At 65.9% G+C, this 18,683-nt stretch carries 20 protein-coding genes; 8 read left to right on the top strand and 12 right to left on the bottom strand.

Annotation, left to right across the window (positions count from 1 at the left end; translation table 11 throughout):
- Positions 1–22 precede the first annotated feature (22 nt).
- From ACP69S_RS10680 to def, 4 genes are all read left to right on the top strand, one after another.
- Positions 23–745, top strand: coding sequence for a 16S rRNA (uracil(1498)-N(3))-methyltransferase (locus ACP69S_RS10680; protein ID WP_425997014.1), 723 nt, complete (start codon positions 23–25; stop codon positions 743–745).
- Between the two features lie 126 nt (positions 746–871).
- Positions 872–2,233 (top strand): glutamate--cysteine ligase, encoded by a 1,362-nt coding sequence (locus tag ACP69S_RS10675; protein WP_425997012.1) that lies wholly within the window; start codon positions 872–874, stop codon positions 2,231–2,233.
- A 213-nt stretch (positions 2,234–2,446) separates the two neighbouring features.
- The gene (gene rmuC / locus ACP69S_RS10670; RefSeq protein WP_425997010.1) at positions 2,447–3,745 is read left to right on the top strand and encodes a DNA recombination protein RmuC; all 1,299 of its coding nucleotides are present in this window, start codon (positions 2,447–2,449) and stop codon (positions 3,743–3,745) included.
- Positions 3,746–3,753: 8 nt separating this feature from the next.
- Positions 3,754–4,275 (top strand): peptide deformylase, encoded by a 522-nt coding sequence (gene def, locus ACP69S_RS10665; RefSeq protein ID WP_425997008.1) that lies wholly within the window; start codon positions 3,754–3,756, stop codon positions 4,273–4,275.
- Between the two features lie 376 nt (positions 4,276–4,651).
- On the opposite strand, the gene ACP69S_RS10660 is transcribed toward def, so the two are convergent.
- The gene (locus tag ACP69S_RS10660; protein ID WP_425997006.1) at positions 4,652–5,008 is read right to left on the bottom strand and encodes a cell surface protein; all 357 of its coding nucleotides are present in this window, start codon (positions 5,006–5,008) and stop codon (positions 4,652–4,654) included.
- Positions 5,009–5,109: 101 nt separating this feature from the next.
- On the opposite strand from ACP69S_RS10660, the gene fmt reads away from it, so the two are divergent.
- Both fmt and truA read left to right on the top strand, forming a co-directional pair.
- On the top strand, positions 5,110–6,036 hold the full coding sequence (gene fmt / locus ACP69S_RS10655) for a methionyl-tRNA formyltransferase (RefSeq protein WP_425997004.1): 927 nt from the start codon (positions 5,110–5,112) through the stop codon (positions 6,034–6,036).
- Positions 6,036–6,779, top strand: coding sequence for a tRNA pseudouridine(38-40) synthase TruA (truA, locus tag ACP69S_RS10650; protein ID WP_425997002.1), 744 nt, complete (start codon positions 6,036–6,038; stop codon positions 6,777–6,779). The genes fmt and truA overlap by 1 nt, the downstream gene beginning before the upstream one ends.
- Positions 6,780–6,908: 129 nt before the next feature.
- Here truA and ACP69S_RS10645 read toward each other — a convergent pair whose 3' ends face one another.
- The 3 genes from ACP69S_RS10645 to dapE are packed head-to-tail and all read right to left on the bottom strand — an operon-like array spanning position 6,909 to position 9,452.
- Positions 6,909–7,295, bottom strand: a complete 387-nt coding sequence (locus ACP69S_RS10645; protein ID WP_425997000.1) for a DUF3597 domain-containing protein — start codon at positions 7,293–7,295, stop codon at positions 6,909–6,911.
- A 57-nt stretch (positions 7,296–7,352) separates the two neighbouring features.
- Entirely contained in the window at positions 7,353–8,282 is a 930-nt protein-coding gene (locus tag ACP69S_RS10640; RefSeq protein WP_425996998.1) for a glutaminase, read from the bottom strand.
- A gap of 9 nt (positions 8,283–8,291) precedes the next feature.
- A complete protein-coding gene (dapE, locus tag ACP69S_RS10635) occupies positions 8,292–9,452 on the bottom strand; it encodes a succinyl-diaminopimelate desuccinylase (protein ID WP_425996996.1) in 1,161 nt (386 codons plus the stop codon).
- Between the two features lie 64 nt (positions 9,453–9,516).
- Here dapE and ACP69S_RS10630 point away from each other — a divergent pair, with 64 nt between their 5' ends.
- Positions 9,517–9,996 (top strand): cupin domain-containing protein, encoded by a 480-nt coding sequence (locus tag ACP69S_RS10630; RefSeq protein WP_425996994.1) that lies wholly within the window; start codon positions 9,517–9,519, stop codon positions 9,994–9,996.
- A gap of 89 nt (positions 9,997–10,085) precedes the next feature.
- A complete protein-coding gene (locus ACP69S_RS10625) occupies positions 10,086–10,778 on the top strand; it encodes a VIT1/CCC1 transporter family protein (protein WP_425996992.1) in 693 nt (230 codons plus the stop codon).
- Between the two features lie 436 nt (positions 10,779–11,214).
- Here the strand turns inward: ACP69S_RS10625 and dapD are convergent, their stop codons facing one another.
- The 8 genes from dapD to ACP69S_RS10585 form a co-directional block, all read right to left on the bottom strand.
- Entirely contained in the window at positions 11,215–12,075 is an 861-nt protein-coding gene (gene dapD / locus ACP69S_RS10620; RefSeq protein WP_425996990.1) for a 2,3,4,5-tetrahydropyridine-2,6-dicarboxylate N-succinyltransferase, read from the bottom strand.
- Between the two features lie 3 nt (positions 12,076–12,078).
- On the bottom strand, positions 12,079–12,750 hold the full coding sequence (locus tag ACP69S_RS10615) for a pyrimidine 5'-nucleotidase (RefSeq protein WP_425996988.1): 672 nt from the start codon (positions 12,748–12,750) through the stop codon (positions 12,079–12,081).
- Positions 12,747–13,661 (bottom strand): acetylglutamate kinase, encoded by a 915-nt coding sequence (argB, locus tag ACP69S_RS10610; RefSeq protein WP_425996986.1) that lies wholly within the window; start codon positions 13,659–13,661, stop codon positions 12,747–12,749. The genes ACP69S_RS10615 and argB overlap by 4 nt, the downstream gene beginning before the upstream one ends.
- 71 nt (positions 13,662–13,732) lie before the next feature.
- Positions 13,733–14,008 carry a SemiSWEET family sugar transporter gene (locus ACP69S_RS10605; RefSeq protein WP_425996984.1) on the bottom strand — a complete coding sequence of 92 codons (276 nt, stop codon included), beginning with the start codon at positions 14,006–14,008 and terminating at the stop codon, positions 13,733–13,735.
- 2 nt (positions 14,009–14,010) lie between these two features.
- On the bottom strand, positions 14,011–14,475 hold the full coding sequence (locus ACP69S_RS10600; RefSeq protein WP_425996982.1) for a response regulator: 465 nt from the start codon (positions 14,473–14,475) through the stop codon (positions 14,011–14,013).
- 22 nt (positions 14,476–14,497) lie between these two features.
- A complete protein-coding gene (locus ACP69S_RS10595) occupies positions 14,498–15,601 on the bottom strand; it encodes a histidine kinase dimerization/phosphoacceptor domain -containing protein (protein WP_425996980.1) in 1,104 nt (367 codons plus the stop codon).
- Positions 15,602–15,799: 198 nt separating this feature from the next.
- On the bottom strand, positions 15,800–16,852 hold the full coding sequence (locus ACP69S_RS10590; RefSeq protein WP_425996978.1) for a sulfate ABC transporter substrate-binding protein: 1,053 nt from the start codon (positions 16,850–16,852) through the stop codon (positions 15,800–15,802).
- A gap of 30 nt (positions 16,853–16,882) precedes the next feature.
- A complete protein-coding gene (locus ACP69S_RS10585; RefSeq protein ID WP_425996976.1) occupies positions 16,883–18,415 on the bottom strand; it encodes an OprO/OprP family phosphate-selective porin in 1,533 nt (510 codons plus the stop codon).
- Between the last annotated feature and the right edge of the window lie 268 nt (positions 18,416–18,683).

Genomic DNA, 18,683 nt, shown 5'->3' with positions numbered 1-18,683 from the left:
GCAGTTGCGCTAGAAGAGCGACATGATCCGTCTTTTCGTTCCCCAGGACCTCGCCCCCGGCTATGGGGTCGTCCTTTCGCTCGACCAGTCGCGCTACCTCACCTCGGTGATGCGCCAGGCCATCGGCGCCCAGGTGCTGCTGTTCAACGGCCGCGACGGCGAGTGGACCGCCGCCCTGACCGAGACCGGCAAGCGCGGATCGCTGCTGAAGGTCGACGAACAGGCCCGGCCCATGGTGCTGGGTCCGGACCTTGACCTGGTCGTCGCCCTGGTCAAGCGCGGCCGGGTCGAGACCATCGTCGAAAAGGCCGCCGAGCTGGGCGTACGTAGGGTCAGACTAACGATCACCCGTCGCACCAATGTGGATTTCGTCAAGCTGGGCCGCCTGGACGCCATCGCCATGGAGGCCGCCGAGCAGACCGGTCGCCTGGACGTGCCGACGGTGGAAGACCCCGAAAAGCTCGCCGATATTCTCGACAGCTGGGACCAGGCCCGAAAGCTCGTTTTCTGCGACGAGGGCGGCGACGCCCGTCCGGCGATCCAGGCCCTGGCCGGAAGCGCAGGTCCGGCCGCTATCCTGATCGGTCCCGAGGGTGGTTTCGCGCCAGAGGAACGCGAGCGCCTGCGGTCCCTGCCGTTCGTCACGCCGGTGTCATTGGGTCCTCGCATCCTGAGGGCCGACACCGCCGCCATCTCGGCCCTGACGCTGTGGCAGGCGGCGGCTGGCGACTGGCGCGAAAGCTAAAGCGGCGGCCCCCTCTTGAGGTTCGCAAAGAAAACGCCCAATTGCGCTGACGATAGTATGCGGCCGGTGTGGGGAAATGGGCCTCTCCCAGCTCGATGCGTATCCGATCTTGGGGAGAGACGGCTCATGGCCGACACCGCTAGCCTGCAGGAGCGTCCGCTGACGCTCGACGAACTGACCGCCTATTTCGCCTCGGGCTCCAAGCCCAAGGAGGCCTTCCGCGTCGGGGCCGAGCACGAGAAGTTCGGCTTCTATCTGCAGGGCCACGGGCCTGTCCCCTATGAGGGTGACAAGGGCGTCCACGCCCTGCTGGTCGGTCTGCAGCGCTTTGGCTGGAAGCCGGTGATGGAAGGCGAAGTGATCATCGGGCTGGAGCGCAACGGCGCCAATGTCAGCCTGGAGCCCGGCGGCCAGTTTGAACTCTCCGGCGCGCCCCTGCTGACCATGCACGACATCTGCGAAGAGACCGGCCAGCATCTGGACGAGGTCAAGACCGTCGCTGACGAATTGGGCCTGGGCTTCATGGGTCTTGGCTTCTCGCCCATCTGGAAGCGCGAAGACGTGCCGATCATGCCCAAGGGGCGTTACGTCATCATGCGTAATTACATGCCCAAGGTCGGCGGCCTGGGCCTGGATATGATGCTGCGCACCTGCACGGTGCAGGCCAATCTCGACTTCTCCAGCGAAGCCGACATGGTCGCCAAGTTCCGCATGAGCCTGGCTCTGCAGCCAATCGCCACGGCGCTGTTTGCAAATTCTCCGTTCACGGAAGGTAAGCCCAACGGCTTCCTGTCGTCGCGCGCCAATGTCTGGACCGACACCGACGCCGACCGCACGGGCCTGCTGGACTTCGTGTTCGAGGACGGCTTCGACTTCGAGCGCTACGCCCGCTACGCCCTGGACGTGCCGATGTATTTCGCCAAGCGCGGCGACCGCTACATCGATTTGGCCGGCCGCAGTTTCCGCGATTTCATCGATGGCAAGATCAATGAGCTGCCGGGCGAGCGCGCCTCGCTCAAGGACTGGGCCGACCACACCACGACCCTGTTCCCGGAAGTGCGGCTGAAGACCTATCTGGAAATGCGCGGCGCCGACGCCGGCCCGTGGAGCAGCCTCTGCGCCCTGCCGGCCCTGTGGACCGGCGTGTTCTACGACGCCGCCGCCTTGGCCGCCGCGTGGGATCTCTGCAAGGACTGGACACCCGAGGATCGCGCCGGCCTGCGTCGCGACGTGCCGCGCCTTGGCCTGAAGGCGGTAGTGGCCGGCCGTTCCGCCCGGGATGTGGCCAGGGACTTCGTCGCCATCGCCAAGTCGGGCCTGAAGAACCGCGCTCACGTAAACGGCGGCTTCCTGGACGAGACCATCTATATGGGCGAGCTGGAAGAGATCGCCGACAGCGGCCGCACCCGCGCCGACAGGCTGCTGGAGCTCTATCACGGCGAATGGAAGGGCGATGTGAGCCGGGTGTTCACGGACTGCGCTTACTGACCATTGCATTGTCATCCCGGCCAAGCGCGCAGCGCGCCGAGCCGGGACCGCTATGGGCGCATGTGCTTGCCGTGGTCCCGGCTCTCCGCTTCGCTGCGGCCGGGATGACAAGGCTGGGCGGCCCGAAATCTTTGCGTCAGATGCGTTCTTCATGCCACGCCCCTTCTGGGAAGCCCGCTTTCGTCCCCGCCCGACTCCGGCTAGGAACGGAGCATGAACTTGTCCGATCCGTTCCTGATCCTCGCCGCCGTGTTCGCGGCCATCGCCGTCGCCGCCATTTTGTGGGCGCTGGCCGCCACCAAACGCGCAACCGCAGCGGACATGAAAGCCTGGCAGCTGAACGAGCGTCTGGCCCAGGCCGACGAGCGCGCCCGGCTGCTGGAAGACCAGTCCGCCACCCAGTCCGAGTTGATCCGCGCCCAGGCCGCCCAGCAGGCGACCATGACCGCCAACACCGTGGCCGAGGCCCTGATCAAGCGCGCCGACGAGAACTTCCGCAGCCGGGAAATGCTGTCCCAGCAGCGGCTGGAAGCCCAGCTGAAGCCTGTGGCCGAGACCCTGGCCAAGTTCGAGGCCCAGGTTACCGCCGTCGAGAAGTCCCGTGCTGAAGAGGCCGGCGGCCTGAAGGCCCAGATCGCCGCCCTGATGGAGGCCTCGACCGCCACCCAGTTCGAGGCCCGCAAGCTGTCGGCCGCCCTGCGGCGCGGGGCCGGCGTGCAGGGCCGCTGGGGCGAACAGACCCTGCGCAACGTGCTGGAGGCTGCCGGCCTCAACAAGCGCTTCGACTTCGAAGAGCAGTTCAGCGTCGACACCGACGAGGGCCGCCGCCGTCCCGACGTCAAGGTGCGGATGCCCGGTGGGGCGGTGTTCGTGATCGACGCCAAGTGCTCGCTGAACGCCTTTCTGGAAGCCCAGGAAATGGCCGAGGAACTGCCGCGTGAGGCCGCCCTGCTGCGCCACGCCCAGAGCGTGCGCGCCCACATGACCAGCCTGTCGGCCAAGACCTATTGGGACCAGTTCGCCTCGGAAGGCTCGCCCGACTTCGTGGCCATGTTCGTGCCCGGCGACAGTTTCCTGGCCGCCGCTCTGGAGCGCCTGCCCGACCTGATGACCGAGGCGATGGACAAGCGGGTGCTGCTGGTCACGCCCACCACCCTGTTCGCCCTGTGCAAGGCCGTCGCCTATGGCTGGCGCGTGGAAGATCAGGCCAAGAACGCCGCCAACATCGTCGCCGTGGGGCGCGAGCTCTACAAGCGCGTGGCGGTGATGGGCGCCCATGCCGGGGCGGTAGGCAAGGCGCTGGAGTCGGCGGTCGGCAAATACAACCAGTTCGTGGGCTCTCTGGAGAGCCAGGTTCTGACCCAGGCCCGCCGGTTCGAGGAGCTTTCCGTCGATCACGAGGGCAAGGAAATCGCCGAGCTGGTCCCGGTAGAATCGGGCGTTCGATCCCTGACCAAGCTTGCGGTGGGGCAATCCCCCACCTTGACGCTCGGGAATGAGCCCCTTACCTGACACCTATCATGGCCATCCGTCGCATCCTTACCGTCGATAACACTGCCGATCTGGCTGTGTTGAAGAAGATCTCCACCCCCATTGAGGCGGTGACGGACGATCTGCGTCACCTGATGGATGACATGCTGGAGACGATGTACGACGCGCCGGGCATCGGCCTGGCGGCCGTGCAGATCGGCGAGCCCGTGCGGATCATCGTTATGGATTTGGCCCGCGACGGCGAAGAGCCGGCCCCGAAATATTTCGTCAATCCCGAGATTCTGTCGACCTCGGAAGAGACGCAAGGCTATGAAGAGGGCTGCCTGTCAGTCCCCGACTATTACGATGAGGTGGAGCGCTCGTCCAAGGTGACGCTGCGCTACATGAACTACCAGGGCGAGACAGTCACCGAGGAAGCCGAGGGCCTTTTCGCCGTCTGCGTCCAGCACGAGATGGACCACCTGGAAGGCGTGCTGTTCATCGACCACCTGTCGCGCCTGCGCCGCGACCGCGCCATCACCAGGGTAAAGAAGGCGCGGCGGGCGGCTTAGGGGACGCTCCCATCACTGGGAGAGTTATAATCTCTGTATCGCAAACGGTCGTCATGGCGGGACTTGTTCCCGGGAACCTTTCGCCCGCCACAGACGCTGAGCCGAAAATCACGCTCACGATGAAGCTGAACCATGGGTCCCGGGAACGAGTCCCGGGATGACGACGAATTGGAGCTTGGACGAGTCTGGGCTCGGCAGCATCAGCTTTGATCACTGATCGTCATGCGGGCGCAGTTACTCGCAGCGGGCGAGCAGCTGGAGCCCTTTCCGACCTGATGGCTTCATCAGGGTCGGGCGAAAAGGGCTCTAAATAAAAGGGTTAGAGCATTTTTCGATCCGATAACCGTTTCACACTTATCGGAAAATGCTCCAGCGCCTACCGCGTCGCCTCGTGCACTTCCTTCTTCGTCTCGGCGCCGGCCTTCTTTGCGCCGGCTTCGATGTCGTTGCCGGCTTCCTTGGCCGCGTCGCCCGCCTTCTCGCCAGCTTCCTGTGCCGCGTCGGTCGCCTTGCCGGCGGCTTCCTTCAGCTCAGCGCCGGCTTCCTTGGCGCTTTCCTTCAGGGCCGTGCCGGCTTCCTTGACGTCGGGATCGCTGGAGATCTCCTTGGCCGCGTCGCCGATGTCAGTGGCGGCCGCCCTGGCGCCTTCCTTGATCTCGGTGGCGTGCTGGTCCGAGCAGGCGGCCAGCGACAGGGCGGCGGCGCAGACGGCGAAGATCAGGGTGGAACGCATAGTGATGCTCCTGGGGACAGTGTCGGTAAGATAACGGCTCCCCACGGTCAAGGTTCCGTCTGCGGCTTTCAATACGAGGCCGCGACCGTTAAACCGCCCCCATGCGCATCGCTTTCCTCGGCACGCCCGATTTCGCCGTCGCCTGTCTGGTCGAACTGGTCGCCTCAGGCCACGAGATCGCCTGTGTCTACTCCCAGCCTCCCGCCCCGCGCGGTCGCGGCCAGGACCTGAAACCCTCGCCGGTCCATGCCCTCGCCGAAGGGCTGGGCCTGCCGGTGCGCACGCCGGTCTCCATGAAAACGCCCGAGGAGATCGAAGCCTTCAAGGCCCTGGACCTCGACGCCGCCGTGGTCGTGGCCTTCGGCCAGATCCTGGTGCGGGAGGTGCTCGAGGCACCCCGCGAGGGTTGCTTCAACCTGCACGCCTCCCTGCTGCCCCGCTGGCGCGGCGCGGCGCCGATCCAGCGGGCGATCATGGCGGGCGATGCGGTCACCGGCGTCCAGGTGATGCGAATGAGCGAGGGCCTCGACGAGGGGCCGATCCTGATGTCCGAGCAGGTGCGGATCGACAGGCTGGAGACCGCCGGCTCACTGCACGACAAGCTTGCGGCGGTCGGCTCGCGCATCCTGCCGGTGGCCCTGGGCGCTATCGAACGCGGCGGCGCCCGCGAGACGCCGCAGAGCGAAGACGGCGTGACCTACGCCAAGAAGATCAAGTCGGCCGAGGCCCGCATCGACTGGACCCGTCCAGCGTCGGAGATTGACTGCCACATCCGTGGCCTGTCGCCTTTCCCCGGAGCCTGGTTCGAAGCGCCGTCCGAGAGGGGGTCCGTCCGCGTGAAGGCCCTGTTGTCCCGCGTCGAGGATGAGAGCGGCGCGCCGGGCGCTGTGCTGGACGATAGCCTGTTGATCGCCTGCGGAGACGGCGCGATCCGCCTGCTCAAGGCCCAGCGCGAAGGCAAGGGCGTCCAGGATGCCGAGGTCCTCACGCGGGGCTTCCCGCTTGCCGCCGGGACCATCCTTGCCTGATGCCCCGCTACCGCCTCCTCGTCGAGTATGACGGTCGGCCCTTTAACGGCTTCCAGGCCCAGGCGACCCTGCCGTCGGTGCAAGGGGCAATTGAGACGGCGGTGGAGGCCTTCTGCGGCCAGAAGATCCGCATCGCGGCGGCCGGACGCACTGACACCGGCGTCCACGCCACGGGTCAGGTGGTGCATGTGGATCTGGAACGCGACTGGCCCGCCCAAACCGTGGCCAACGCCCTCAATGCCCACCTGACCCGCGAGGCGGTCAGCATCCTCGACTGCGAGATCGCCGAGGGGGATTGGCACGCCCGGTTCTCGGCCAATGAGCGGCGCTATCTCTACCGCATCCTCAACCGACGCGGCCCGCCGGCCCTGGACAAGGGCAAGGTCTGGCATGTGAAAAAGCCGCTGGACGCCGAGGCTATGCACGCGGCGGCGCAGGCCCTTGTGGGCCTGCACGACTTCACCACCTTCCGCGACATGCATTGTCAGGCCAAGTCGCCGCTCAAGACGCTCGACGTCGCGCGGGTGAGCCGGGTGGGCGAGGAGGTGCATCTGAGCTTTGAGGCGCGGTCGTTTCTGCATCGGCAGGTGCGTTCGATGACCGGGACGCTGGTTGAGGTCGGGATCGGGCGATGGAGCGCGGACGATGTGCGCGAGGCGCTGGAGGCTAAGGACCGCACACAGTGTGGGCCGGTGGCGCCGGCAGATGGGCTCTATCTGGTAGGGGTGGGGTACGGGAACTAGAGCCCTTTCCGACCTGATGGCTTCATCAGGGTCGGGCGAAAAAGGCTCTAAATCAGAAGTTTAGAGCCTTTTTCGATCCGATAACCGTTTCACGCTTATCGGAAAATGCTCTAGCGCTGGACGCTCCCGCTAATCCATCAAATCGGCCGGCACCTTGCCGCCATTATCCGACAGCTTCTTGATCACCTGCTTGTGCAGCCAGATGTTCATCGAGGCGCTGTCGCTCTTGTCGCCGGTGTAGCCCAGCTCATCGGCGAGCTCCTTGCGCTCGGAGAGGCTGCTCTCCATGCCGACCAGCTTCATCAGATCGACGATGGAGTTGCGCCAGTTCAGCTTTTGCGGATTGTCGGCGGCCATTTCGTCGAGCACGGCGGTGACGTCGACGGGCTGCGGCTTGGGCACGACCGGCGCGGCGTCGGGCGTCGGGACTGGCGCAGGCTTGGCCCCAGTCGGCGCCGGGGCGGTCTTTGGCTTATGGCCGAAGATCTTGCCCATGATGTTGCTGAAAATGCCCATTGGCGCGCTCCTGATGGTTGAGCGCCTACAACGCCCCGGAGCTTGGGTGGTTCGAAGCTAAAGCACGGAACAGCTTGTAAGTTGGGTAAAAGCCTCCAGCGCCGCCGTCCCGACCACCGAGGTGCCGAAGCGGTCCAGTTCCGGCGACCACACCGCGATCACCGCCTTGCCCGGAACCACGGCCACGATGCCGCCGCCGACGCCGCTCTTGGCCGGCAGGCCGACGCGATAGGCGAAGCTGCCGACGCTGTCATAGATGCCGCAGGTCAGCAGCAGGGCGTTCAGCCGGCGCGTCAGCCGGTCAGGGAAGATGGTTTCCTGGATCACCGGCGAGAAGCCGCCAGCCGCCAGGGGCAGGAAGGCGCGGGCCAGCTGGCGGCAGCTCATCGTCAGGGCGCACTGGCGGCAATAGGCGGCGACCACGGCCTCGGGATCGTGGCTGATCGTGCCCTTGCCGCGCATCAGATGGGCGATGGCGCGGTTCTGGTGGGCCGTAGCGAGCTCGGACGCCGCGACGGCCTCGTCAATCTCGACGGCCTCATCGGCCAGAAAGCTGGCGAAACCGCGCACCAGGGCGGCGGGGTCTTTCACCGTGTCCAGCAGATGGTCGGTGATCGCCAGGGCGCCAGCATTGATGAACGGGTTGCGGGGAACACCGCCCTCGGCTTCCAGCTGGGAGAGATGGTTGAACGGCGTGCCAGACGGCTCCTTGCCGACCCGCGTCCAGACCTCGTCGCCGAAACGGTTGAGCGCCAAGCCCAGGGCGAAGACCTTGGTGATGCTCTGAACGGAAAACCCCTCGTCGGCGTCGCCGATCACGTGCTCGCCGCCGTCGAGAGTGCAGACCGCCATGCCGAACTTGCTGCCCGGCACCTCTGCCAGTTCCGGGATGTAGTCGGCCGGCCGGCCCTTGCCGAAGTGCGGCTTCACCAGCGCGGCGACCTCGGCCAGGACGTCGTCTATCGAGAACTCGTCTATGGTCGCCATGCGGAGCTTCTACGCGAAGGCTTCGAAATAGCGACGGATCAGGGCGGTATAGGCGTCGGCCAGATAGCGGATTTCCTGCACCGGGACCCGCTCGTCGATCTGGTGCATGGTCGAGCCGACCAGACCGAACTCGACCACCGGACACAGGGCTCGAATGAACCGCGCGTCGCTGGTGCCCCCGGTGGTGGACAGCTCCGGAACGCGCCCGGTGGCCTCGCCCACGGCGGCGACGATCACGTCGGTGAAGGGGCCGGGCTGCGTTAGGAACGCCTCGCCGCTGACCTTGCACAGGGCCTCGACCCGGCCTGAAAAGCCCTCGGCGGCCTCTCGGCATTCGGCCTCGATCCAGGCCTGCAGGTCTTTGCCCTGGTGGGCCGGATTGAAGCGGATATTGACCCGGGCCCGGGCGGTGGCGGGGATGACGTTGGTGGCCGTGTTGCCGACATCCACCGTGGTGACTTCCAGGTTCGAGGGCTGGAAGCCGGTATAGCCCTCGTCCAGCACTCGGCTCTGCAGGCGGCTCAGGATATCGATCATCACCGGGATCGGATTGGCGGCGCGGTGCGGATAGGCCACGTGGCCTTGGACACCATCGACGGCTATCCAGGCGTTGATGCTGCCGCGCCGGCCGATCTTGACCATGTCGCCCAGCAGGCTGGCGCTGGTGGGCTCGCCGACGATGCAGTGGTCGATGATTTCGCCTTCGGCCTGCAGGGTCTGGACAACCCTGACGGTGCCGTCCTCTGCCACGCCCTCTTCGTCGCCGGTGATCAGGAAGCTGATCGAGCCGGGATGCTCTGGCATGTTCCCGACCGCGGAGACGAAGGCGGCGATGGCGCTCTTCATGTCGACCGCACCCCGGCCGTACAGAACGCCGTCCTTGATCTCGGCCTCGAACGGACCGGCGGTCCAGGCTGCGTCGTCGCCGACCGGAACCACGTCTGTGTGGCCGGCGAAGCAGAGATTGGGCCGCGCCGTGCCGCGCTTGGCGTAGAGGTTCTCGATCTCGCCGAACTTCATGCGGCGACAGGCGAAGCCCAGGCTTTCCAGCTGGCGCTGCAGCACGTCCATCGCACCTTCGTCGGCCGGCGTCACCGACGGGCGGCGGATCAGGGCTTGGGCGAGTTCGACGGGGTCTATGCTGACAGATGCGGGCGCTGGGCTGGTCATGGTGCTGGCTTTAGGCTTCCCTCCGGCCCGACGCAAACCACGCAAGCCTCTTCCACGGATCTCCATGCCCAAGATCGACATCGACGCCGCGCCGACCCGTTTCGGCGCGGCCTATCCGCCGCCGTTCGACGCGCCGTGCCTCGAGCGCCAGCGCTGGAAGCTTGGCGACGCGGCGGGCCTGACCCAATTCGGCGTCAACCTGATGCGTCTGCCGCCGGGCCAATGGACCAGCCAGCGTCACTGGCACACCGCCGAGGAGGAATTCACCTGGGTGGTCGAGGGAGAGGTCGTGCTGGTCGAGAACGAGTGCGAGACCATCCTCCGCGCCGGCGACTGCGCAGGCTTCAAGGCCGGTGTCGCCAACGGCCACCACCTCCAGAACCGGTCCGACAAGGTGGCGGTGCTGCTGGAGATGGGCTCGCGTCGGCCGGAGACCGATGGCTGCGACTATCCCGACATCGACCTGATCCTGCGCGAGGGCGAGGAGATCTACCGGCATCGGGACGGGACGCCGTATGAGGTCGAGAGCGGGCGCAAACGGTAGGCGCGCCGGTCCGGCTGAACGAAACTTGACGCAGGTCAAGGTCAGGCGCGCCTGATCGGCCTTGGCTATCGGCTCCCAGGAGATGCCCCATGATCAGTCACCGCGAACGCCACCTGATCGAACGCGTCGGCTGGCTGCGCGCCGCCGTCTTGGGGGCCAATGACGGGATCGTCTCGACCGCCAGCCTGATCGTCGGCGTCGCCGCCGCCTCGCAGGGGCGGGGCGAGATCCTCGTCGTCGGGGTGGCGGGTCTGGTCGCGGGCGCCATGTCGATGGCCGCCGGCGAATATGTCTCGGTCAGCTCGCAATCGGACACCGAACGCGCCGACCTGGCGCGCGAGAAGGCCGAACTGGAAACCCAGCCAGACTTCGAGCTCGACGAACTGGCCGGCCTCTACGAGACGCGCGGGGTCGAACCGGCGGTCGCCCGCGTGGTCGCCAGCCAGCTGATGGCCAAGGACGCCCTGGGCGCCCACGCTCGGGACGAGCTGGGCATTTCCGAGATCACGACGGCCAAGCCCATTCAGGCTGCCCTGACCTCGGCCCTGACCTTCGCGATGGGGGCGGCCTTGCCCCTGGTGGTGGCGATCCTCGTTCCGGCCAGCGCCATCGTGGTGGCGGTGTCGCTGGCCTCGCTGCTGTTCCTGGCCGTGCTGGGCGGGGTCGGCGCGCGCGTGGGCGGCGCTCCGATCGTCAAGGCCGTCGCCCGGGTGACCTTCTGGGGCGCGATCGCCATGGGCTTGACCGCTGGAGTCGGGGCGGTGTTCGGGGTCTCGGCCTGACGGGCAGATGCGTTCGAGATTGACTTTAGAGCGAACGCGAGCCCCCTCCTGAGCGGCCGCCTTTCTCGATCAGCCATTCAGAGCTTTTCGAGGAAGCGGTCTAGAGCATTTTCCGATAAGTGTGAAACGGTTATCGGATCGAAAAATGCTCTAAACTTTTGATTTAGAGCCCTTTTTGCCCGACCCTGATGAAGCCATCAGGTCGGAAAGGGCTCCAGCCGCTGCAGCGGCAATTCCCGTTCATCGATGAGGGCGTGCAGAACCTTGAATGGCTGCTAGGCCGAGCGCCTTTTAACAACGAGCGTTGTCCCGCCTTTGAGGGGCGGGACATGTTTATCGCTGTTGGTCCGAAAACGCCGCGGTCGCCAAGTTTCCGGGTGCTCTATGAGATCCGAGACCGCAAGATATTTCTCTGGCGCCTCACGGTGCGAGAGGCTTAGTCCCGCAGCAGCTCGTTGATGCTCGTCTTCGACCGCGTCTGGGCGTCGACCGTCTTGACGATCACGGCGCAGTAGAGGCCCGGGCCGCCCTTGGGGTCGGGCAGGTTGCCGGGGACCACGACACTGTAGGGCGGCACCTTGCCGATGTGGATTTCGCCGGTCTTACGGTCGACGATCTTGGTTGAGGCGCTGATGAACACGCCCATCGACAGGACCGAGCCCTCGCCGACGATCGCGCCTTCGACGACTTCCGAGCGGGCGCCGATGAAGCAGTCATCCTCGATGATGGTCGGGTTGGCCTGAAGGGGCTCCAGCACGCCGCCGATGCCGACGCCGCCCGACAGGTGGACGCGCTTGCCGATCTGGGCGCACGAGCCGACCGTCACCCAGGTGTCGACCATGGTGGCCTCGTCGACGAAGGCGCCGATGTTCACGAAGGACGGCATCAGGATGACGTTCTTGCCGATATAGGCCCCGCGGCGGACGATCGAGCCGGGCACGGCGCGGAAGCCGGCGGCCTCGAACTGCGGAGCGTCCCAGCCGTCGAACTTGTTGGGAACCTTGTCCCACCACGGGCCTACCGCGCCGCCCAGGGTTCCGGCGCGCATGACGCTGTTGGGATTGAGGCGGAAGGACAGCAGCACAGCCTTCTTCAGCCATTGATGGGTGGTCCACTCGCCGTCGATCTTCTCCGAGACGCGGACCTTGCCGGCGTCGATCATCAGCAGGGCCTCCTCGACCGCCGTGCGGACGGGGCCGGTGGTGGCGGTGGAGACGCCGTCGCGGGCTTCCCAGGCGGCTTCGATCTCGGTTTGCAGGTCGGCCAAAGAAATAGCGGGGAGGCTCACGGTCGTCATGGCTCAGAGATCCTTCAGGCGCGCCGAGGTCAGGAACTCGGCGAGGTCGTGCGTGCGATGGTGGACGAAATCGGCGGTCGAGGCGGCCGCATGGGCGCCGACCAGCACCGTGGTCATGCCCAGGACGGCGGCGGGGGCGAGGTTCTTCTCGCTGTCCTCGAAGAAGGCGGTGACCGGCGAGGTCAGGGCGTGGCGCGAAACGATCTTCTCGAACGTCGCCATGGCCGGCTTGGGCAGATAGTCGGCCGTCTCGATGGCGAAGACGTCCTCGAACAGATGATCCAGGCCCAGATGGCCCAGAACCCGCTCGGCATGGCCCAGCGAGCCGTTGGTGAAGATCAGCCGACGGCCGGGCAGGCGGTCGATCGAGGCGCGCAGGGCGGGATCGGGGGTAAGCCGGTCCATCGAGACGTCATGCACCTCGTCCAGAAAGGCCTTGGGCTCCATGCCGTGATGGGCCATCAGCCCGGCCAGGGTGGTGCCGTGCTCGTGGTAGTATTTCTTCTGAAGCGCGCGCGCCTCGTCCCGGGGAAGCCCCGTCTCCCGCGCGACGAAATCGGTCATCCGCCCCTCGATCAGGGCCATGTATTCGCACTCGGCGGGATACAGGGTGTTGTCGAGGTCGAAGAGCCAGGTCTCGACGTGTGCCAGGTCGGGGGTGGGCTGGGGGCTCATCGCGAGATCAGCGTACCGGCGCCGTGCTCGCTGAACAGTTCGACCAGCATGGCGTGCGGACGGCGGCCATCCAGGATGACCACGGCCTCGACCCCCGATTCCACGGCGTGGATGGCGTTCTGAAGCTTGGGGATCATGCCGCCGCTGGCGACGCCGCTCTCGATCAGGCCGCGAGCCTCGTCGAGGGTCATCTGTCGGATCAACTCGCCATTGCCGTCGAGCACGCCGGCGATATCGGTCAACATCAGCATCCGCTTGGCCTTCAGCGCGCCCGCGAGAGCGCCTGCCACGGTGTCGGCGTTGATATTGAAGGTCTGGCCGGCTTCGGACACGCCGATCGGGGCGATCACGGGGATGTAGTCGGTCTCCGACGACAGCAGGGCCTGGATGATGTGCGGATCAACCTTGGTCGGCTCGCCCACGAAGCCCAGGTCGACGACCTGTTCGATATTGCTGTCAGGGTCGCGCTTGGTGCGGGTCACCTTCTCGGCGGTGATCATCCGGGCGTCCTTGCCCGACAGGCCCACGCCCCGGACGTCGGCTTCCGCGCCGGCGAGGGTGATCCAGTTGGCGATTTCCTTGTTGATGGCGCCCGACAGCACCATCTCGGCCACTTCCATCGTCGCTTCGTCAGTGACGCGCAGGCCGTCGATGAAGGTCGACTTGACGCCGGCCCGCTCCAGCATGCGGCTGATCTGCGGACCGCCGCCGTGCACCACCACCGGATGGACGCCCAACAACTTCAGCAACACCGCGTCGGCGGCGAACAGCTTGGCCACCTGTTCCTGGCCCATGGCGTGGCCGCCGTATTTGATCACCACCGTCTCGCGGTCGTAGATCTGGATGTAGGGCAGGGCCTCGGCCAGGGTCTTGGCGGTGGCCCAGCCCGCTTCCTCGGCGGCGTCGGTCAAGGTTGCGGATCCTGTGCGGAAAGGGCGGGTCTCGATAGCGGACACCGCCACCCCTGTCACTTAAAACAGGATCAGGCGGCCTTGCGGTCGAAGCGCCATTTCATGGCCAGCACGCCCGACGACATGGCCAGGCACGCGAGGTTGGAAGCCACCACCGGCCAAGCCTGGATCAGCAAGCCGTACAGTGTCCAGCAGATGAAGCCGGCGACGGTGACCACATAGGTTCGCAGGGAGACAGAGGAAGCGTCGCGCTCCTTCCAGATCTTGATCATCTGGGGCGCGAAACTGGTGATCGACAGCAGGGCCGCCGCCACCCCGACCGCTACGGCCGCGGGCGAAGCGGCCACGGTCAGCCAGCCATCTGCTGGTCTTGGAGGCCCCACAGCGCCAGATATTGCGGCGACAGGGTGAGGCCAATGGGCGGTGGGCCCGGCGCGCGGCCTTCGCGCATGCAGATCCGCAGATATTCCAGACCGGTCGTCACGACAAAGCTCGAATAGGGTTTGCCGATCACGCCGCAGGCCCCGGCGAAGTCCTCGGGCAGGCGTTTGACATTGGCGGTCATGAACAGAGCTACGGCCCCGCAATCCTCGTGGATGCGACGCGCCGCATTGACGCCGGTTGGTCCGTCACAGAGATGGACGTCAACCAGGGCAAGGTCAGGCTGCAGATCGTGAGCGAGAACCATCGCCTCGTCGGAACTCATGGCGTGCCCGACCGAGCAGCATCCTGCTTCCACCAGCAGGAACTCAAGTTCAGTGGCGAGCAGAACCTCGTCTTCCACGATCAAAACGCCGAGCGGTCGCTCATTCATCACGCACCCTCGCCCGTTTTTACTATGGCGCGCCGTTAACGGGCAAGTTGATCACAACGCGCGTGCCTGGTGAGGCGTTTGAGCTTTCGAACTTGGCCTTCAATTGCTGGCAGAGCAGCTGGATGATGGTGAGCCCGAAGCCTGTCGATCCCGTCGAAGTGATTATACCAACGCCGTCATCCGCGATTTCGATCCGAAACTCTCGGTCGTTTCGACTAATTCCGACGAAGACCCGTCCGGGACGCCCATCCGGGAAGGCATGGCGCATCGTGTTGGACAGCAGGTCGCTGATCACCAAGGCCAAGGGCGCGGCCTTGGAGGCGGCCACATCCACCCGTTCCAGATCGAGGTTGAACTGGATGTCGTCACGACCCGAGGAGCCCATGATGTCGGCCACCAGATCGCGCACGAAAGCCGAAACGTCGAAACGTTCGACATCGTCGCATTGGAACAGGCGGCGATGCACGGTGGCGATGGCGCTGACCCGGTCCAGCATACCGCGCAGAGCGGCCTTCACGGCCGGATCGGAAACCCGCCGGTTCTGCAGCAGCAGCAGGGAAGAGATCAGCTGGAGGTTGTTCTTGACCCGGTGATCGACCTCATGGAGCAGGGCGGTCTTCTGCTCCAGCGCCTGGGTCAGCTCCCGCGTGCGGTCGGCGACCAGTCGTTCCAGGTCGTTCCGCGTCTCGCTCAAGGCCAGGTCCGCGCGCTTCTTGGTGCTGACGTCCAGCTGGGACGCGAAGAAATGGGTGATCACGCCGGTCTCGTCGCGGACAGGGCTCAGATTGACGGCGTTCCAGAACGACGACCCGTCCTTGCGGTAGTTCAGGATCTCGCATGCGGCGTCCTCCCCTGCGGCGATGGCTGTGCGGAGTCGTTCGACGTCAGCGGGATCGGTGTCGGGACCCTGGAGAAAGCGGCAATTGCGGCCGATGATCTCGTCACGGCTGTAGCCGGTCAGCTTCAGGAAAGCGCCATTGGCGAAGATGATGGGCTGGTCGGCCTGAGCCGCGTCGGTGACGATCATCGCCATTCGCGTTGCTCGGATGGCGGCGACGAACGAATCCCCGGCGCCGTCTGCGGAGGGGGCGCCAACGCCCCGTCCAGATTGCGATAGGTCCGTCATCAGGTCGCCAGATCCGACATGCCATCTCCCGTCCGCGCCTAACGCGTGGTGCGTCCGCCAGGTTCCGCCTGTGTCTGCTACCCAACAAACACCCGGAGCATGCCCCAAAAGAGGCAGGGCGTGAATCCTGTCTGGATTCACGCCCTGCGCGCGAGACGACAAAGGGGAGGATGAGCGTCCCGCGATCCGGAGCCCGGCCTATTTCGGCTGGTAGATCTTGTCGAAGACGCCGCCGTCGGCGAAGTGCGTGGTCTGGGCCTTTTTCCAGCCACCGAAGGTGTCGTCGATGGTCACCAGCGGAATCTTCTTGAACTTGCCGGCATATTTGGCCGCCGCCGCCGGGCTGCGCGGACGGTAGTGGTTCTTGCCGATCAGGTCCTGGGCCAGGGGGCTGTATAGGAAGTTCAGATAGCCCTCGGCGGCCAGACGCGTCTTGTGGCGGTCAACGTTCTTGTCGACGATGGCCACCGGAGGCTCGGCCAGGATCGACAACGACGGGTAGACGATGTCGAACTTGCCCGGCAGCTCTTCCTGCGCAAGGTAGGCCTCGTTCTCCCACGACAGCAGCACATCGCCGATGCCGCGCTGGGTGAAGGTGGTGGTCGCGCCGCGCGCCCCGGTGTCGAGGATGGGCACGTTCCTGAACAGCGAGCCGACAAAGGCCTGGGCCTTGGCCGGATTGCCGCCGGGCTGCTTCAGAGCCCAGGCCCAGGCGGCCAGATAGTTCCAGCGCGCGCCGCCCGAGGTCTTGGGATTGGGCGTGATGACGTCGATGCCTGGCTTGATCAGGTCGCCCCAGTCCTTGATCTTCCACGGGTTGCCCTTGCGGACCAGGAAAACGATGGTCGAGGTGTAGGGCGTGGAGTTCTCGGGCAGGCGCGACTGCCAGTTGACCGGGAGCAGCTTGGCGCGGGCGGCGATCTCGTCGATGTCATAGGCGAGCGCCAGGGTGACGACATCAGCCTGCAGGCCGTCGATCACCGAGCGGGCCTGTTTGCCCGATCCGCCGTGGCTCTGGTTGATGGTCAGGGTCTGGCCGACCTTTTCCTTCCAGTACTTGGCGTAGGCGGCGTTGATGTCCTTGTAGAGCTCGCGCGTGGGATCGTAGCTGACGTTCAGCAGGGTCAGGCCCTTGACGGCTCGCGCCTGGGCCTGACCGGCCATCAGGGTCGGCGCGGCGAAGGCAGCCGCGCCAGCTGAAGCAGCGCCAAGGACGCCCCGGCGCGTCGGTTTGTCGAAACTACGGGTCATGAAGGCATCCTTGGCTTGGGTGGGTTTGGGTTAGAACGCGTACTGCGTGCGCAGCGACCAGATATCGAGGTCCTGGCCGACCTGGGCGCCGGCAGGCGGGGTCGAGCCGGCCACGAAGGACGTGCCGCCCTGCGACAGGCGACGGACCTCGACATTGCGATAGGCGCCCGACACCGTAACGACGTTGTTGAGGTACCAGTTCAGGCCCAACGACAGGATGTTCTGCTCGCCGCCACGGATGGCGCCGGGCAGGGTCGGATTGCCCGGGCCGCTGGACAGGTGGTTGAGGTCCAGGTTCGAGTAGCGGGCGGCCAGTTCGACCGCGCCCCACTGGGCCTTCTTGGGGTTGAACGGCTTGGCCGGGCGCGGATTGTCGAAGCCGGCGGTGGCGGCGTTGTAGCGGCGTGGTTCGCCCGTCAGGGTCCAGCCGGCCTGGACGTACCAGCCGTCGAACTTCGGATCGCTCAGCGTGCTGTTGCGGCGCTCGACATCGATATTGAAGTACTCGGCCTGGGCGTAGAGGTTCTTGAACTGGGCGCCCAGTTCCAGGCCCAGGGCTGTCACGCCGTCGGCGTCGATATTGCCGGTGTCGATCAGGCGCGTGCCGTCGACCCGCAGTTCCGGCCGGTCGCGCAGGCGGATATTGGTCACAGCGCCGCCGGCCGAGGCGATGTCGGGACCACCAGCGGCGGGATCGATGACCAGGTTGGCGTTGGCGCCGACATGGATCAGCCAGTTCTCGCCCTTCAGCGGCACATAGGCCACGCGCCCGATGAAGCCGAGTTGCTCGTCATAGGTCTGGGTGGTGACGGTGTTGCCGGTGACGGCGGCGGAGAAGTTCCAGCGCTCGCCATTGGCCAGCACGCCGAAGGCGGCGCGGCCGTCGCCGCCAGCCAGGCCACGCACGGTCTCGGCGACCGAGGCGCGCTCGACAAACAGCGAGCCGGTGTTGTTGGCGGCATCTTCCAGACCGGTGACCGGGGCATAGATGCCGGCGCGGACCTTCACGGGATAGCCGCTGTACTGCACCCAGGCCGACGAGATCTTGCCGGCCTCTTCGGTGCCCGAACCGCCGAAGTCGTAGATCATGTTGTAGTCGAAGGCGCCGAACACCTTGCCTTCGATGCCCAGGCGGGCGCGGCGAATATTGGCGCCGTCGCCCAGGTCGCGGGCGCGGTCGTTTTCGGCGGCGTCATTAAACGAGCCGCGGCGGAAGTCGCTGGCCAGCGGGCCGGCGTCGCGTTGATCGTAGATCGCCGCGTCAGCTTGCAGGATTCCGCGGAACGAGGCCGTGAAGGCCCCGTCGCCGGTGGCGAAGGTCGGGCGGCCATTGGCCAGGCTTACCGTGGTGGCGCTCTGGGCGGCGCGGACGTCCTTGACGTTCGCGGCGGTGGCGGCCTTGAGGTCGGCGATCTGGCCGGACAGGGCCTGGAGCTGGGCTTCGAGCGCTGCGATGCGGGCTTCGGCGTCCTGGCTGGTCTGGGCGTTGGCGGCTCCGGCCATGGTCAGGAATGAAACGCCTGCGATCAGCGCGGTCCGCAAGGTCGTCTTGTTGGTCGTCATTATGGTCCCCTCTCGGTCCGCCTTGGCGGCCCGTCCTGCTGGAGCTAGGGAAAACTATTATTCCTAGCTCGTGAATAGAGATTAGGAAAACCGGCCGTAAGAAAAACTGCGGGCGCGGTTTGGCCTCCCGGCTGAAGCCAAGAAACTCCAGCTGACACAAGGAGATATAAGTTTAATGGGCTGTTAGCCGTGCACGGACAAATCGTCACAGCGCGGCTCATGGCGGGGCTAAAACGAAAAACCTCCCGCCGCGAGACCGCGACGAGAG

The sequence above is a fragment of the Caulobacter sp. DWR1-3-2b1 genome (assembly GCF_049895765.1).
GTDB lineage: Bacteria > Pseudomonadota > Alphaproteobacteria > Caulobacterales > Caulobacteraceae > Caulobacter.
Note: the sequence above shows the minus strand (reverse complement) of the source record. Positions and strands in the feature narration are given on the sequence as shown.

Coding starts and splice junctions, on each gene's coding strand:
- ACP69S_RS10680 (WP_425997014.1), top strand. CDS start 23: ATGATCCGTCTTTTCGTTCCCCAGGACCTCGCCCCCGGCTATGGGGTC.
- ACP69S_RS10675 (WP_425997012.1), top strand. CDS start 872: ATGGCCGACACCGCTAGCCTGCAGGAGCGTCCGCTGACGCTCGACGAA.
- rmuC (WP_425997010.1), top strand. CDS start 2,447: ATGAACTTGTCCGATCCGTTCCTGATCCTCGCCGCCGTGTTCGCGGCC.
- def (WP_425997008.1), top strand. CDS start 3,754: ATGGCCATCCGTCGCATCCTTACCGTCGATAACACTGCCGATCTGGCT.
- ACP69S_RS10660 (WP_425997006.1), bottom strand. CDS start 5,008: ATGCGTTCCACCCTGATCTTCGCCGTCTGCGCCGCCGCCCTGTCGCTG.
- fmt (WP_425997004.1), top strand. CDS start 5,110: ATGCGCATCGCTTTCCTCGGCACGCCCGATTTCGCCGTCGCCTGTCTG.
- truA (WP_425997002.1), top strand. CDS start 6,036: ATGCCCCGCTACCGCCTCCTCGTCGAGTATGACGGTCGGCCCTTTAAC.
- ACP69S_RS10645 (WP_425997000.1), bottom strand. CDS start 7,295: ATGGGCATTTTCAGCAACATCATGGGCAAGATCTTCGGCCATAAGCCA.
- ACP69S_RS10640 (WP_425996998.1), bottom strand. CDS start 8,282: ATGGCGACCATAGACGAGTTCTCGATAGACGACGTCCTGGCCGAGGTC.
- dapE (WP_425996996.1), bottom strand. CDS start 9,452: ATGACCAGCCCAGCGCCCGCATCTGTCAGCATAGACCCCGTCGAACTC.
- ACP69S_RS10630 (WP_425996994.1), top strand. CDS start 9,517: ATGCCCAAGATCGACATCGACGCCGCGCCGACCCGTTTCGGCGCGGCC.
- ACP69S_RS10625 (WP_425996992.1), top strand. CDS start 10,086: ATGATCAGTCACCGCGAACGCCACCTGATCGAACGCGTCGGCTGGCTG.
- dapD (WP_425996990.1), bottom strand. CDS start 12,075: ATGACGACCGTGAGCCTCCCCGCTATTTCTTTGGCCGACCTGCAAACC.
- ACP69S_RS10615 (WP_425996988.1), bottom strand. CDS start 12,750: ATGAGCCCCCAGCCCACCCCCGACCTGGCACACGTCGAGACCTGGCTC.
- ACP69S_RS10600 (WP_425996982.1), bottom strand. CDS start 14,475: ATGAATGAGCGACCGCTCGGCGTTTTGATCGTGGAAGACGAGGTTCTG.
- ACP69S_RS10595 (WP_425996980.1), bottom strand. CDS start 15,601: ATGACGGACCTATCGCAATCTGGACGGGGCGTTGGCGCCCCCTCCGCA.
- ACP69S_RS10590 (WP_425996978.1), bottom strand. CDS start 16,852: ATGACCCGTAGTTTCGACAAACCGACGCGCCGGGGCGTCCTTGGCGCT.
- ACP69S_RS10585 (WP_425996976.1), bottom strand. CDS start 18,415: ATGACGACCAACAAGACGACCTTGCGGACCGCGCTGATCGCAGGCGTT.